General features: G+C 55.3%; 16 protein-coding genes and 1 tRNA gene. 4 read left to right on the forward strand and 13 right to left on the reverse strand.

All coding sequences use genetic code 11. The annotated features are described in order from the left end of the window. The first annotated feature begins 76 nt into the window (after positions 1-76). On the forward strand, positions 77-847 hold the full coding sequence (locus tag H7846_RS12690; protein ID WP_186692542.1) for an oxidoreductase: 771 nt from the start codon (positions 77-79) through the stop codon (positions 845-847). A 79-nt stretch (positions 848-926) separates the two neighbouring features. Here the strand turns inward: H7846_RS12690 and H7846_RS12695 are convergent, their stop codons facing one another. Together H7846_RS12695 and H7846_RS12700 are read right to left on the reverse strand one after the other, a co-directional pair. After that, entirely contained in the window at positions 927-1,541 is a 615-nt protein-coding gene (locus H7846_RS12695) for a TetR/AcrR family transcriptional regulator (RefSeq protein WP_222597500.1), read from the reverse strand. 59 nt (positions 1,542-1,600) lie between these two features. Further along, positions 1,601-1,909, reverse strand: coding sequence for an ArsR/SmtB family transcription factor (locus tag H7846_RS12700; RefSeq protein WP_186692543.1), 309 nt, complete (start codon positions 1,907-1,909; stop codon positions 1,601-1,603). Positions 1,910-2,137: 228 nt separating this feature from the next. Between H7846_RS12700 and H7846_RS12705 the strand changes: the two genes are divergently transcribed. Together H7846_RS12705 and H7846_RS12710 are read left to right on the forward strand one after the other, a co-directional pair. Continuing rightward, positions 2,138-3,082, forward strand: a complete 945-nt coding sequence (locus H7846_RS12705) for a LysR family transcriptional regulator (RefSeq protein ID WP_186692545.1) — start codon at positions 2,138-2,140, stop codon at positions 3,080-3,082. Between the two features lie 449 nt (positions 3,083-3,531). Then, complete coding sequence (locus H7846_RS12710) at positions 3,532-4,554, forward strand: tyrosine-type recombinase/integrase (RefSeq protein ID WP_186692546.1); 1,023 nt, start codon at positions 3,532-3,534, stop codon at positions 4,552-4,554. Positions 4,555-4,659: 105 nt separating this feature from the next. Here the strand turns inward: H7846_RS12710 and H7846_RS12715 are convergent, their stop codons facing one another. From H7846_RS12715 to H7846_RS12750, 8 genes are all read right to left on the reverse strand, one after another. After that, positions 4,660-5,763 carry a hypothetical protein gene (locus H7846_RS12715; protein ID WP_186692548.1) on the reverse strand — a complete coding sequence of 368 codons (1,104 nt, stop codon included), beginning with the start codon at positions 5,761-5,763 and terminating at the stop codon, positions 4,660-4,662. Between the two features lie 270 nt (positions 5,764-6,033). Next, positions 6,034-6,121 (reverse strand) — tRNA-Leu (locus tag H7846_RS12720). 93 nt (positions 6,122-6,214) lie between these two features. Continuing rightward, positions 6,215-7,153, reverse strand: a complete 939-nt coding sequence (gene mak, locus H7846_RS12725; protein WP_255460616.1) for a fructokinase — start codon at positions 7,151-7,153, stop codon at positions 6,215-6,217. A 50-nt stretch (positions 7,154-7,203) separates the two neighbouring features. Beyond that, positions 7,204-8,259: an Asd/ArgC dimerization domain-containing protein gene (locus H7846_RS12730; protein WP_186692550.1), complete on the reverse strand. Its 1,056-nt coding sequence runs from the start codon at positions 8,257-8,259 to the stop codon at positions 7,204-7,206. Positions 8,260-8,291: 32 nt separating this feature from the next. Continuing rightward, on the reverse strand, positions 8,292-9,140 hold the full coding sequence (gene pssA, locus H7846_RS12735; RefSeq protein WP_255460617.1) for a CDP-diacylglycerol--serine O-phosphatidyltransferase: 849 nt from the start codon (positions 9,138-9,140) through the stop codon (positions 8,292-8,294). An 8-nt stretch (positions 9,141-9,148) separates the two neighbouring features. Continuing rightward, positions 9,149-9,799, reverse strand: coding sequence for a phosphatidylserine decarboxylase (locus H7846_RS12740; protein WP_186692552.1), 651 nt, complete (start codon positions 9,797-9,799; stop codon positions 9,149-9,151). Positions 9,800-9,894: 95 nt separating this feature from the next. Continuing rightward, positions 9,895-10,110, reverse strand: coding sequence for a DUF465 domain-containing protein (locus H7846_RS12745; protein ID WP_186692554.1), 216 nt, complete (start codon positions 10,108-10,110; stop codon positions 9,895-9,897). Between the two features lie 150 nt (positions 10,111-10,260). Further along, on the reverse strand, positions 10,261-11,235 hold the full coding sequence (locus tag H7846_RS12750; RefSeq protein WP_186692556.1) for an SDR family NAD(P)-dependent oxidoreductase: 975 nt from the start codon (positions 11,233-11,235) through the stop codon (positions 10,261-10,263). Positions 11,236-11,328: 93 nt separating this feature from the next. Between H7846_RS12750 and H7846_RS12755 the strand changes: the two genes are divergently transcribed. Next, entirely contained in the window at positions 11,329-11,928 is a 600-nt protein-coding gene (locus H7846_RS12755) for a TetR/AcrR family transcriptional regulator (protein ID WP_370561250.1), read from the forward strand. Here the strand turns inward: H7846_RS12755 and H7846_RS12760 are convergent. Genes H7846_RS12760 through meaB form a run of 3 tightly spaced genes read right to left on the reverse strand, consistent with a single transcriptional unit; the run spans position 11,925 to position 14,319 of the window. Further along, entirely contained in the window at positions 11,925-12,368 is a 444-nt protein-coding gene (locus H7846_RS12760; RefSeq protein WP_186692558.1) for a GNAT family N-acetyltransferase, read from the reverse strand. The two genes, H7846_RS12755 and H7846_RS12760, sit on opposite strands and share 4 nt — an antisense overlap. 29 nt (positions 12,369-12,397) lie before the next feature. Continuing rightward, positions 12,398-13,066 carry a tRNA (adenosine(37)-N6)-threonylcarbamoyltransferase complex dimerization subunit type 1 TsaB gene (tsaB, locus tag H7846_RS12765; RefSeq protein WP_186692560.1) on the reverse strand — a complete coding sequence of 223 codons (669 nt, stop codon included), beginning with the start codon at positions 13,064-13,066 and terminating at the stop codon, positions 12,398-12,400. Further along, positions 13,063-14,319: a methylmalonyl Co-A mutase-associated GTPase MeaB gene (meaB, locus tag H7846_RS12770; RefSeq protein WP_186696365.1), complete on the reverse strand. Its 1,257-nt coding sequence runs from the start codon at positions 14,317-14,319 to the stop codon at positions 13,063-13,065. The genes tsaB and meaB overlap by 4 nt, the downstream gene beginning before the upstream one ends. Positions 14,320-14,540: the final 221 nt, after the last annotated feature.

The following is a 14,540-nucleotide window of genomic DNA, read 5'->3' on the forward strand; positions in this document are numbered from 1 at the left end:
GCGAACACTACATCTGAATCGCTAGGTTCAGATTATGCCATGATGGCGCATTCGACACCGAAGGAGAAAAGAAAACATGTCTCAATCAGTTCTTGACCTGTCCAAAGAGTTCGCGGGTCGCCGCGCTCTCGTCACTGGAGGTTCCCGAGGTATCGGCGCCGCCATCGCTCAACGTCTCATTGATGGAGGCGCATCTGTCGTCGTCGTTGCGCGCAATCGCCACGAACAAACACCTCCCGGCGCTACCTTCATCAAGGGAGACATTCTGACTACCGAAGGCTGCAAGAAGATCGTGGAAGAGTCACTCAAGGCTCTTGGTGGCCTTGACATCCTCGTCAACAATGCCGCCGCCGCGAGCCTTGTTCTTCCCAACTCCGAGGCAATTTCTGACGAGGTATGGCAGGAGACGATTGCTTCAAATCTGCTCTCTGTGGTCCGCATCACCAATGCGGCATTGCCAGCATTGAAGCAGTCGCCCGAAGCGTCAATCCTCAATATCTCCTCCGGTAGCGATCAGCCCGGCAATGGCCCACTCGTTCACTACGGAGCAAGCAAGGCCGCGATGAACTACTACACGAAGGCTCTGGCGAAGGAACTCGGCGCGACTCACAAGATTCGTGTGAACATCGTCACGCCGGGCGGCGTCGAGACACCAGGTGGAGACAAGATCCGCAATGAGATCATGGCGGCGATGGGCGCGCCGCCGGAAGCCGCTATCGCGATGGTTCCGCTTGGGCGCCTCGGACTGCCTTCGGATATTGCGGAAGCTTCTGTCTTCTTGCTCTCGCCGCGTGCCATCTGGATCACCGGCCAGAATTTTCACGTGAACGGCGGCTTCAGCTTCTAACTTCCAATTCACTTTTCAAGAGAATCAGGCTCGCGATGTTCAGCGAGCCTGATTCCATTGGGAAGGAAAATGAACTGTGTCAGTCCGCGTACCCCATGTATCCAAGTGCTGTGTCTACGACTTTGGTCAACTCCGCCTTGGTCGCCCCGCTCGCCGCTTGCACACAGAGTCCCTGCAAAATAGCGGCTATAAAGCGAGCCATAGCAACGGGGTCCACGTCCTTCCCCAGTTCCCCTGTCTTCTTTGCCTGCTCTAGGCGTTTACGTGCAACAGCTTCCCCTTGCTTCCTCCCCTGAATCAACCACTGCTTTATCGAGTCGGCTTCGTCACCGACTGCAAGAGCTCCCTGAATCGATAGGCACCCCTTCGGATAGCCCGGCGTCGAGAGGAAGTTCACTGTTCCTCGCAACGCAGCTTCGATCATCTCCCGCACGGTTGGCTTCTTGAGAGCTTCGCGCATGAAGCTCTGGTAGACATTCGTGTATCGCTCAAATGCTCGCTTGAAGAGCTCTTCCTTATTGCCAAATGCAGCCCACATGCTTGATCGGTTGATCCGCATTGCATCTGTCAGGTCGGTCAGGGTGGCTCCCTCATATCCTTTTTCCCAAAACACGCGCGTAGCCGCGTCCAAAGCGGCTTCCGTATCGAAGCCCCTTGGGCGGCCCATCTTCGGATTGTCGGCCGTCTTGCTCATACCTTCTATTTGATACACTTCTGGACCGAAAAGGTCGAAACTTCTTTTTAGGATGCAGGTCATACCGACGCCGAATCTTCGTGGGCTTCGGTGTGAACCAACGCGAGCTTTGAGAGAGCTGACACATAAGCACCCAAGACCTCTCGATTGACCTTGTGCCGTCTCCAGCGCCCATCGCGAGACGACACTACTAACGAAGCGAGGCGGAGCTGTTGCAGGTGGTGCGAAACGGTGGCGGGCGTGACGCCGAACATCTCGCATAGGGCGTGGGAAGAGATCATTTCACAACTGGAGATCGATCTAAGGATTCCAAAGCGCGTCGGATCGGCAAGCGCGATGGAGATCAATGGCACGTTGATGCTTGGCATACTCCCAGTCCATCCAGCTTGCAATAATTATATCTGAACCTTACGATTCAGATGTAGTGAAATTAGGCGGGATGCGAAACTTTTGGATCGTTCTGTTACCGATAGACGAACCTGCCGTCGTTGGGCAAGTCCCAACCGCAAAGGGCCAGAAGGCGAACGAGCAGATGTCGAGCACCGACCAACGCAAGTGTGTAGTCGAGCAGTGAAGATGCACCGTTGGAGTACTCATTGTCTTTACTCGTTGATATCCGCCTTCAGATGGCCGCAGTCACACTGGCCGAAGAGATGAACTTTACACGAGCGGCAGACCGGCTGAGGATTACGCAGCCTGCCCTTAGCAAGCAGATTGCCGAGCTAGAAAGCCGCCTGGGCTTTGTGGTCTTCGAGCGCGATCAGAAACACGTCGAGCTCACAGAAGCGGGCCAAGTGTTCGTTCGTGGCTGCAAGGATTCGTTGGCCATCTTGGAGAAGGCAATACGTACTGCTCGCGCGACACAAGAAGAGATTCAGCCGGTCGTTACGATAGGACACAGTCCCTACGTCTGTCCCGTCTTGGTTTCGGCTTTACTTTCTGTGAATCTACCTCTTTATCCGAGTCTTCGTTTGCGGATGGAGAGCCGCTTCGCAAGTGAACTCGTTCACAGCGTTCTTTCTGCAGAACTTGATATCGCTCTTCTCGAAGAGCCGATTGATAGTCCTCTTCTCACTTTGGTGCCGCTCGTTACGGCCCCTCTTCACGCAGTGATGTCTCTTGATCATCCCGCAGCTCAGCAGCGGTCTGTGAGCATTGAAGACTTTACAAATGTGGGGTGGATGATGTTTCCGAAGAAAGCAAATCCTGCGCTCTACGACCGTCTTTTTGAGAGCGCAAAGCAATTAGGGGTGTCACCTATTGAGCTCCATCACTACATGACTCCTCAGGAAGTAGTGCAACTCATCTCCGAGAACTTTGGTGTGGCTTTTATGCCGCCTGGGGTAGCGGAACAGATCGCGGGAAACAACTTCGTAAGTCGTCCCCTCACATCGAAGGCTCTTGAGTTCACGTCCTACCTAGCCCTAAGGGCGGACCAGTCTTCGCGTCTAGTAAACGAGTTTGGGAGAGCGTTCCTCAAGAAAGCAGTTCCGAACGGTCAGCACGGCGATGCCTCAGGTCAGATGTCGCTCAAGCTGTAGTAGCGGTGAGAGTGGTCAGACGGACGATCATTCCAAGGAGGAATAATGAGCTTACGAAAAGTAATTGGACTTGAACGTCTGTCATCGTCAATCCTCGTTGGCAACGCGGTACCTCGAAAGCCCAACCTGCCAGAGGAGATTACATGCCCATCCCCGAATCAGCTATACAGCAGCCACTGCAACAGAGGAAGCGTCCAGCGCGTGCCTCGATCTCCCCCCAAGAAAAGATTCTCGTAGGCAGAGATGAAGCTGCCGAGATGCTGTCGATTAGCCCACGAGCGATTGATTACCTCGTGTCCACGCGGCAGCTAAACATACGGAGGATTGGCACGAGAGTGCTGATTGCAACAGCTGAATTGAAGCGCTTTTCAAGATCAGATCATCCAGAAAGACTTGCTGGCTAATGGTCAGCTGTCCGTAAACAGACTCTGTCGCTGGATGGCCTCAAGATGCGCGAGGACTTTATGCGTGGAGTTTTTGAGAAACCGGTAGGTAGTGGTGTTTGGTGGATTAACTATTATGTCGATGGCAAGCGTCGTCGAGAAAAAGTTGGCAAGAAGGATCTCGCCAACAAGCTGTATCAGAAGCGCCGCGGAGATATCGTCTCGGGACGTAAGCTGCCCGAGTTGCGAGACTCGAAGTCGCTACGCTTCTCTGAACTCATTGATGATGCTCTTGAGTATGTAGCCGACCACAAGGACTTCCGCAGCTACGTCAGTAAAGCTGGAATCGTAAGGGAAGCACTGGGCAAGAAGCTGGCTAACGAACTGACCCCTCAGGAAATCGAGCGCTGGTTACGCAGCCACTGCAAGACACCAGCTACGGCGAATCGCTACAAGGCGTTTATCTCGCTTTGCTATCGAGAGGGTGTCCACAATGGCAAGGTGACAATCAATCCCGCTCGGTTAGTGCGCCACCGCCGAGAAGGATCAGGACGGCTGCGATTTCTCACGCGCGACGAGTATGTACGTCTCTATAAGGTAATCGAGAGGAAGTTTCCAGAACACCTAGCAGAGTTCATCATTTCGGTGAATACAGGCATGCGTCTCTCCGAGCAATACTCGCTCACGTGGAGCCAAGTTCATCTTGACCGTCGTACGGTAGACCTCATTGAAACCAAGAATGGTTCCGCTCGCACGGTCCATCTCAACGATGATTCGACTTCAGCGTTCGAGAGCCTCCGTCGTAAAGGGCAGAAAGCTACCGATCCTATCTTCGTAAAGCAGGGCCCACGCTTTGATACACGGTCATGGTTTGTGCCGAGTCTGGAAGAGGCCGAAATCGAAGATTATGTTTGGCACTCGAATCGCCATACGTTCTGTTCCTGGCTGGCGATGGCTGGTGCTTCCATCAAAGAGATTCAGGAACTCGCAGGTCATAAGACAATCACGATGTCTGCACGCTATAGCCACCTGTCACCGGAACATCGCCTCTCGGTGATCGATCGGATTTCTTCCAGACCATCCGAATAGCCAACGAACTGCGTCGAGGTTCCCGTGCGGGAATATTTCGGTGCCGCATTGGCTGATCACGGTTCATTGTTCCCGTACGGGAACAATCAGACAAACGTTCTCGACTCACTCCAGATCGTGCGGTGATGTCGGCCGGCCAAGTTTGCGATAGTGTTCGAAGAACTGGTTCAAGCCCTGTGAGGTCGGATCAAGATTGGTTGCGACCGTTCTTGCCCACGTAAGCCATCGGTCCGCGTAGGCAGCTTCCGCAGGCGGTTTCGACTCGATCCTGCGCTCTACCTGCGCAATCAATCGATGAAGCGCTTCAGCTTTGCTCCAGTTTTCCACGTCCTCATCGAGCTTCTTCAACTGGGCTTGAGCTCGTCGATGCTCATCCGCGCGCTTTTCCTCGGCTTCCTTCTTCCTGGCGAATCTCTCCGTCCTCTCTGCCAATTCCGCTGCGGCTGTACGCAAGCCATGGAGGATGATGCCCAACTGGCTTTCGAGCGATTCCTTAGATCGATCCGAGAAGGTCGGTTCATTGCGTGTGGCCAGGTATTCCCGAATCCTGAAGGAGAGTCGCCCCGAGGGATGAAATTCAACGGTCGTTTGTGCGGACCGTGTGCCCTTTGATACGACTCGGGTGGCTTCTTCGAAGACTGTGAACTTCACTCTCTGACGCTGGATCACGATCTCTAGCCCACGTTCATACTCCGTCTCCGGCAGGACGAATGAATAGCCACGATCTTCGGCCGCCTTGAGGAAGGCATCGACGAAGAGCAGCACACGCGGTATCGAACTGGGCGCAATCTTCACATCGATGTCCTCTCTTGAAGAGCCGATTCGTCCGTAAGAATCCGGGCTGCGCAGAGAGAAGCTCTTCTGCAGTTGAAGCGTGAAGCGATGGGGCGAAGACAACACACCTGACACAGGTGCGGGAGTGATCTCCGCCGTCTTCAGTTCGGACGCCCACGTCCTCCCGCGACCTGGATCGGCCTGGACTGTTTGTGGCACGCCCTGTCCGCGAGGTGGAAGAGGAGGTCGGGGTAGCTTCTGACCCGCTGCGACACGAGCCCAGTAGCCTCTCTCAGGGGCCGGGATATCCATCCTGCGGCAGATCTTTGCCAGCGCGACATCGGAGACCCCATAACGCGTGGAGACCTTCGTCATCGCTTCAGACCAAACCTCGGCATACAGCTGATCTCGATCGAGTGTGTGACCTTTTGCCATGCCGGTACGCTAACAGGGAGAGAGCGTGCAAAGCATGATCGATAGAAGAGGGTTCTATCGATCACTTTCGTGACTGAAGTTGATCGATAGGTGGCTCACAAAAGAATTGGCGGGATGACGATTTCGGCTGACCGGAGGCACGCCGTTGCACAGAGACGCATCGCGGCAGAAATGGAAATCCCAAAAACAAACAGCCACCAAAACAGCCACCAAACGATTTTTGCCTCTCGATTTTCGAGAGGCAAAATGAGCATAAGTCCTTTGTTTTGTTGGTGCCGGGAGGGGGGGTCGAACCCCCACGACCGCAAGGGTCGGCGGATTTTGAGTCCGCTGCGTCTGCCAGTTCCGCCATCCCGGCTCTATTCAAATAACAAGTTATCGAGAAAGAGCATGCAAAGTGCACTGCCAACTTGTCTTTTTCAGTATCGCATAACCAAGCCGTCTGGGGTGTCTAACGAACAATAGGCCATAACCACGCGGCGCCACGTACACCACTCGAATCACCAAATTTCGCCTGTAGAATCGGAGTGTCCACTTCTCCTCCGAACACATACGTCGGAAGACGTTTCGGCAGACTTTCATAAAGGTGCTTCGTGAGCGAGAGCCCTCCTCCAAGCACAAAGACATCAGGATCGAGAATATTAATAACATTAGCCAGACCGCGTGCAAGGCGATCCTCCAGGCGTTCGACAACCGCTAACGCCTCTTTTTCTCCTGCTTCAAATGCCGCGATCACCTCTCGCGCCGTGCGTTGCTTTCCTGTCGTCGCCTGATAGTCCCGTGCCAACCCTGTTCCAGAGACCCACATCTCCATGCAGCCAGGTTTTCCGCAATAGCAAACAGGGCCCGGATTTTCTTCTGCGCTCGGCCAGGGTAGAGGATTATGTCCCCACTCCCCACCAGTTCCATTTGGCCCTGCATGTACACGGCCGTTCACCGCCACGCCACCGCCACATCCGGTCCCCAGGATCACCCCGAAGACAACACGCTTTCCTGCAGCCGCTCCATCCGTTGCTTCTGAAACCGCAAGGCAGTTCGCGTCGTTGGCAATCCGTACCTCGCGCCCTAACACGGCAGAAAGATCTTTATCTAAAGGACGTCCATTCAGCCACGTCGAGTTCGCGTTCTTCACCAGACCAGTCTTCTCCGAGATACTTCCTGGAATTCCCGCGCCCACGCTTCCCTTTTTGCCCGTCTTCGACTCCAAAAGGTGAACCAACCCTGTAATCGCGGCGATCGTTCCTTTGTAGTCGTCTCTAGGGGTATCGATGCGATGCCGGGCAAGTTCTACACCCTTAAAATCAAGGGCCAGCGCTTCAATCTTCGTTCCACCTAAATCGATCCCGATACGCATCTCCGGCTCAACCGCCGAAGGCAAATTGTTCTGCACGTCCTCGTTTTCCTCCTGCTCTCTGACTCCAAACATCCAGAACGCCCTGTTTACTGCACCTTTCCTGAAGGCCGTAACCGCCTAAGTTCTGCGGCACAGGCAATGGCGTGATCGGCTGCCAGCTTAAGATTATCGGCGGCCAACCACAGCCAGAAGCGGGTCCCTTGCTCAGCTCCTTCAGACTCTCCTGTAACACGAACCATAATCTCTTCCTGTCCTGCCGCGCTCAGGTTGCTCGGAGGCTCAGATTCCCTGGTGACGACATCAATGTGCTCACCTGTCAGCGCTTCTTCAACCTGGGCCACAGTTGCCGCCTTCTCTGTCTCTACAAACACAGACGCTACATAACCATGAAAAACCGGCGCCTGCACCATCTGCATCGATAATTCAGGAAGAACTCCGTGCGAAAGCGCCTTGTACTGACGACGGATTCGACTCTCGATTGCATCAAGGTGAACCTTCGCCACTCCACCTAAGGATGGCAGCAGGTTAAACGAAACCTGGGCATCATATTGTTCCCTGGGGAGCGTCTGGAAAGATAACAGACTCACCGTCTGCTGATGCATTTCGTCCATAGCATCCCGACCATGTTCTGAAGCCGGCTCCATCACCGTTGCCGTCAACACCCTAACAGGGAGCTTGGCCTGAACCCTCGCTGCCACCAGCGCCAGCATCATCGCCACAGGATGCGCGGGAACCACAGCTTGGGTCCCCAGATCCACTCCCGGAGCAGCAGGCGCCTGCCTGCCCTCAACTTCGCTCACCCAGGGCGACATCACCACAACGTCCTTTTCGCCTTCAAGCACGTACGTCAAGTCAAGAATACTTGCGCCGGCCTTCCGGGCCTCCTGCCAATGCCTTCTGGTCTCATCCGGAGTGCCCACAAAAAAGACAAAGTCCATCTGCTCAAACGAGGTGCTGTCGATCTTCTGGATGAACGCCGCCTCATCTCCTGCAGCAGTCAGCTGCCCCGCAGTCTCTTCTTCCTCTTCCAGCAAGGAGATATTCGATGCAGCCAGCAAAGACTCATTCAGCTCTCCGCTCAGCTCTTTGCCCAGCAGCGATGAAGCTCCAACAATTGCAATTCGATAAATCCTGCTTGTCATCTCCACCTGCATGACCAATAGATTTCATCCCTTCATCGGGACGCGCCCGCTTGCCGCCTTTTCTGTCCCCACGAATACGCCAACCGAGCCAGAACTCCTGAAACCAGATAACCCAATGCAACCACAATCAACAGATACTCTGAATAAAGCGCGATCAGCGCTCCTACGGCAACGATCACTGCCACAAGCTGGAAGGGATGCCGCTGCCCCAGGCTGATCTCCTTGCCGCTCCAAAACCTCCATGTGCTCACCATCAGAAACCCGGTAAACAGGATCAGACACAGCCAAACAATTGACCATCGCGGATCCGTAATCGGCGAGCCATTTTCAAAGTGCACCACCGAAGCAATCACACCAGCCCCCGCTGGAATCGGCATCCCGACAAAATATTTCTTCCCTGGCCTTCCCGGATTCCTTGGCTGAGGGTTAATGCTGATATTGAATCTCGCCAGCCGGCTTGCCCCACAAATCAGAAACAGGAAACAGACAAAGACTCCAAGATGAATGATGCGGTCCCGCAGTTGCGGAAAGTCCGTCATTGGAAGCATCCGGAAACCCCAGCTATAGGCCAGCAGGCTAGGAGCAACTCCAAACGTAATCACATCTGCAAGTGAATCCAGCTCGCGTCCAAAGTCGCTCGCAGTATTCGTAAGCCGTGCAATCATTCCATCCACGCCATCGAACAACACCGCCAGACCAATCGCAATCGCGGCGCGGTCAAAAAAGGCCGGGGCCGCCTCAGAACCCTGGATGCTCTGCATAATCGCGTAGTATCCAGCAGCAATATTCCCAGCCGTAAATAGCGAGGGCAACACATACATTCCCCGGCTGGGGCGACGCTTCTCACGGGCGTTCGTCCCCATCGGCTCTATTCCCGACATTCCCGCCATCAGATCACCGCAGCCGTGTTCGAAGGATTCGCATTCCCGGTGAACTCCGCAAGTACGGTAGACCCACCCCGAACCCGCATTCCCTTCTTCACCATCAGGTTGACCTCTGCCGGCAGCAGTACATCCACTCGCGATCCAAATTTAATCAGTCCAATCCGCTGTCCGCGCTCGACTCGGTCTCCCGCTTTCAGATTGCATACGATACGCCGGGCCAACAGACCGGCAATCTGCTTGAAACTCACCTCGTAGCCACCTGCATCCACCACAATCAGCGTCTGCTCATTATTAAGAACGCACTCCGCATTCATAGCGTTCAGAAACTGCCCTTTGCGGAACTCTACCAGCCGAACTGTTCCAGATACAGGAGAGCGGTTGACATGCACATTAAACACACTCAGAAAGATGCTCAGTCTCAGTCGGCTTCCCGACACTGTTTCAATCCACTCAGCATCCGTTACCACGCCGTCAGCGGGAGATACGATGGCACCGGAACCAGAGGGAATTCTCCGCTCAGGATCCCGGAAAAACCACAGAAAGAAAGCTGCTAGAAGAAGCGGAAGCGCCACCAAAAGATAGGAATGGGTAAGCAGCCAGACCGCAGCCGCCACGACTCCCAGACCCAGCGCATAAAAGTATCCATCTCGAACCATAAGTGACTCGATTATACGGCCATGCGCACACGAAGCCTTCAGCCTTCTCCCATCCTCTGTACGGAGCCGTATGTACCCGGATCAGTGTTGCGTTTCTACAACATCATTCTTCGCAACCGCTCCATCTCATCTTTCAAGCTCAGCTTTAGCTTCTTCAGCCGAACTTCCTCCACCTTCTCCTCTTCGGTGAGAAACAGCTTCGATCGCAGCGTGTCCAGCCGACGATCATATAAGCTGTGTTCCTGGGCAAGCTGTTGCATGGATGGATGCGGGGCGGTCTTCGGGAGCTCCGTGAATTTGGCAGTCTGCATGAGACAGGCACCTCCAGCTCAAACGACATCCCAACTTGGCTCAACAAGCTAACACAGCCAGCTGAACGGAGGCAAAGCAGTTTTTCCACTCTTTCCGTAGGAGAACGAGGGGATAGCCTTGATCTCTATCCCCCCTTAGCCAAAGTCGCACTAAAATGACTCTCCTACCAACTCTTCACTCTTCTTCCAGAGAGCCTCCGCACTGTCGGAATCCAGGGCATATCCACGCACTCCCTCGTTAACCGGACTAAGAACAACATCATCCGGGACGATGTCACTGACATGGCAGTTCTCGCAATAGCGGCCTCCAATCTCCTCACCCCGAGCAACAACTCCAGCCCACACCGAAGTTGCTGATCCCTGCGCAACCGTCTTCCATTGCAGCTCCTTACCCTCTGCAGCTAGCTGCTGAGCGATCTGATCCAGCCTTGCCTGAAACTGCGCAGGGTCCATATAACGAGTCAACTCTGTTCGTATGACTCCCGGATGCACCGCCGCTGCGCGCACGCCGCGCTCTCGATGACGTTTATCGAAGGCGACCGCAAAGAGAATGTTGGCCGTCTTTGAACGCCCATAAGCGACATAGGGTTCGTATGGCGTTCGCTCAAAGTTGGGATCATCAAGATTGACATTAGAAAATCGGTGGCCTCCCGAGGACAGGTTGATTAACCTCCCGCCTGCGCGAAGAAGTGGCGCAATCCGATTGACAAAAACAAAATGTCCCAGATGGTTCGTGCCAAACTGCCTTTCAAAACCGTCCTTCGTATGTTCAAAAGGAGTAGCCATTACTCCCGCATTGGCAATAATTACATCGAAAGGCTCTCCCTTCGTTAGCAGATCATCAGCGGCAGCGCGCACGCTCTTCAAGCTACCCAAATCGAGTGTGACGATCTCGAACCCTCCAGCATTGGCCGCCGCATCTTTTCGTACCTGAGCAGTCGCTGCTTCTGCCTTCGCCAGATCCCGTGCCGCGCCCACCACATGCGCTCCATGCTCTGCAAGCGATCGCGCCGTCTCTATTCCGAGTCCTGCCGAAACACCCGTTACCAAGATCCGCTTGCCTTTAAGATTTACCCCGGACAAAACATCTTCCGTGGTTGAAGTTGCGCCAAATACCTTCGCCATTTCTCTTCCTCCCTGGATTGACCAGTTATTACGGCTGTACTAAAACGGAGAGTGTCTCCGTCATAGAAAGAGATAAGCGGAGATAGTCTCCGGTTGCAATATTTTCGGATGGTCACGAAGCCTCCACAACCCGCACATCGCAAGCAGCGCGCCGATGCGCAACAAAATCGTGAGCGCATCCTGGAAATCGCCCGAAGAGCCTTCACCCTCTCTGGTGCAAATATCAGTCTGGACGAGGTCGCCAGGCAAGCAGGTGTGGGGCCAGGAACTCTCTATCGTCATTTTCCTACCCGAGAAACTCTGCTTGAAGCCGTCTATCGCTCCGAAGTAGAAAAACTAGCCGCCGCAGAGCGTGAGCTTTCTACAAAGATGCCCCCAATCGAGGCGTTGCGGGCATGGATGCTGCTCTTTGTCGATTACATCGCAGCAAAACATATCATCGCACCTGCCCTGAATTCGCTCGTTGGTGACTGCTCGAAGGTCTTCGAGTCATCCCGTGATCATATCTGGCGTGCAAGTCATGCGCTGGTCGGTCGAGCCATCGAGAGCGGCGATATACGCGACGATCTTGATCCAATCGATCTGCTTCGAGCCCTTATAGGCGTCTCTAACGTAGCCTCTGGGACAGACTGGCAACAGAGCGCAAAGAGACTGGTCGATATCCTCATCCTCGGCTCACGCCCCATCTCCTAAGCCATATTGAGATTCATCAACACCGCATCATCCCCGGGCGAGTGATAATACCTCTTCCTCACACCCACCTCGACAAAGCCCAAGTTCCTATAAAGAGCCCTCGCAGGAGCATTCGCAGAACGTACCTCCAGCTCCACGTCTACCGCTCCCTCACCTCTAGCCCAGGCAATCACCTCTTCGCACAGCGCCCTCCCCACTCCCATGCGGCGAGCCTCTTGGGCAACCACCACACTTTCCAACTCTGCAACAGCACTAGCTCCCGTGTCGATCACCTTGCCCACAGCCAACCCCACTAATTCGCCTGCGTGCTCTGCAATCACAAGCAATCTACGAACAACACCAGGTTCATCGCGAATAGTAGACGCATATTCCTCCTCATTCCAGTGTGGAGCTTCCTCTACACCTCGCTCCAGCGCCATCACCGCTCCCAGGTCGCTCATTTGACCCCGCCGGATCTTTACCTCGCCACTCACCGTGAAGCGCCCTTCGCTACCTTTGCAAAGATCTCCAGGTCCGTCCGGCGAAGGTAGTTCGCATCGATCGTCGCCGGATCATCAAACTCTTCTCGCGCAATCTTCTCCAGCGCAAAGGGCAACGCATCGTCTGCCTTCGGCTCCCCGACCAGGTGCGGGCCCAGAGCGCTCAACACCTCCACCACCTTCGGCTCACAGGACACTAACGCACTCACTCCTTCAGCAGCTCTTGCCACCTCCTCGGCCGTAAGAAGAGACTCACTGATCTTCCGCTGCCCCGCATAGACTCCGCAGTAGAACTCCCCCCGGCCGGCATCCAGCACCGCGCAGACCTCGCCTTCCATCTTTCCCACCGCATTCGCTATAAGTGCCAGTCGCGAAACCGCAATCAGCGGAATCCTGCCTGCCTCGCATAGCCCTTTGGCTGCGCTCAGCCCTACGCGCACTCCAGTAAACGATCCTGGCCCATGCACCACCACAATGGCCATCAGATCGCTCAGCCTCCAGCCCTTGTCCTCCATCTCCTGCCGGATCGCCGGAATTAGCCTCTCCGAGGCGCTTCGCCCAGGCAACACCTCCGATGCCACCACCTTCGGAGATTCACCCTCTGCCAGGGCCACACTCCCCTCGCCTCCACACGTATCGATCAACAACAGCCGCATCATCCCTTGCCTACAATCTCCATCAGCACGCCTCCAGTGCTCGCCGGATGCACAAAGAAATACCTGTGCCCACCTGCACCCACGCGGACCTCGTCATTCACTAACCTCACTCCATTCTCCTTCAGTCGCGCAAAGGTCGCATCCACATCCTCCACCTTCAGGGCGATGTGATGCAGCCCCTCCCCTCGTTTGGCCAGAAATCGTCCGATCACCGAATCCCCATGCGTAGGTTCCAGCAGTTCCAATCGGCTCTCCCCCATTGCAAGCATCGCTACACGAACCTGCTCATGTTTCACCGTCTCTTCATGGGAGACTTTCATCCCCAGCATCTCGTAAAAATCGCGCGCGCCGGCGATACTCTTCACCGCCACTCCCAGATGATCGAGTCGCAACTGCGCGCCTGTAATACCAAAAGATGTCTCATCTTGAGCGACTCCAAGCGCAGCTGAGGCGGAGTCAAAGAGCCTGTCCTGAGCTTGTCGTAGGGATCTGCGGTCTGCCGCGGAAGCACGTTTCACCTCCGCGCATCTCTGTACTGTCTCCATCAGCCCGGCAATCCCCTCACCCGTCGTCGCCACCGTCCGCACTACGGGAGCAACCCAGCTATCTTGCCTCTCAGCCAGTCCTTGCATGGCGACGATCTCTGCCTCCACCTGCTCCGCACCACCGCAGTCGCTCTTATTCACCACGAAGATATCGGCAACTTCCATCACACCGGCCTTCAGAGCTTGTACCTCATCCCCCATCCCCGGAACCAGCACCAGGACCGTCACATTCGCCAGCTGGGCCACCTCCACCTCGTCCTGCCCCACGCCCACCGTCTCAATCAGTACGATCTCTCGTCCCGAGGCCGCGATCACATCGCAGACCCCTCCCACGGCATGGGCTAATCCGCCCATCGCACCTCGCGATGCCATGCTCCGCACATAAACATCCTCATCTGTCGCAAGCGACTGCATCCTGATTCGGTCGCCCAGCAACGCGCCTCCGGTATAAGGACTCGTCGGGTCTACTGCCACGACACCCACTCGCTTCCCCTGGTCGCGTAGCCATCGCGCCATCTGGTCCACCAACGTGCTCTTCCCCGCCCCCGGAGAACCCGTTACCCCCACCCTCAGAGCATTACCAGTAAATTTTCTGCACTCCGCCAGAAGTTCCCCGGCTCCTTCCACGCCATCCTCTACGAGAGAAACAGCGCGCGCCAAAGCTCGGGCATCCCCCGCGCGCAATCGTTCCACCATCCGCCGCGCGTCCATCGCCCTCCCCTCTACGCTCACCAGAGCGATCATACCCGCACGCCCACCCCTCTCTCCATAACTCCCGCTCCTCCGTCATTCTGAGCCGCAGACGAAGAATCCCCGTATTTTGATGAAGCAACATACCTCGCCGCGCGTCCAGATGTGTCATTTCGAGCGGAGTGCAAAGCACGGAGTCGAGAAATCCCCCGCATTATCCAGAACAGAAAATCGGGTGCCCC

It is taken from the genome of Edaphobacter sp. 4G125 (assembly GCF_014274685.1).
Lineage (GTDB): Bacteria > Acidobacteriota > Terriglobia > Terriglobales > Acidobacteriaceae > Edaphobacter.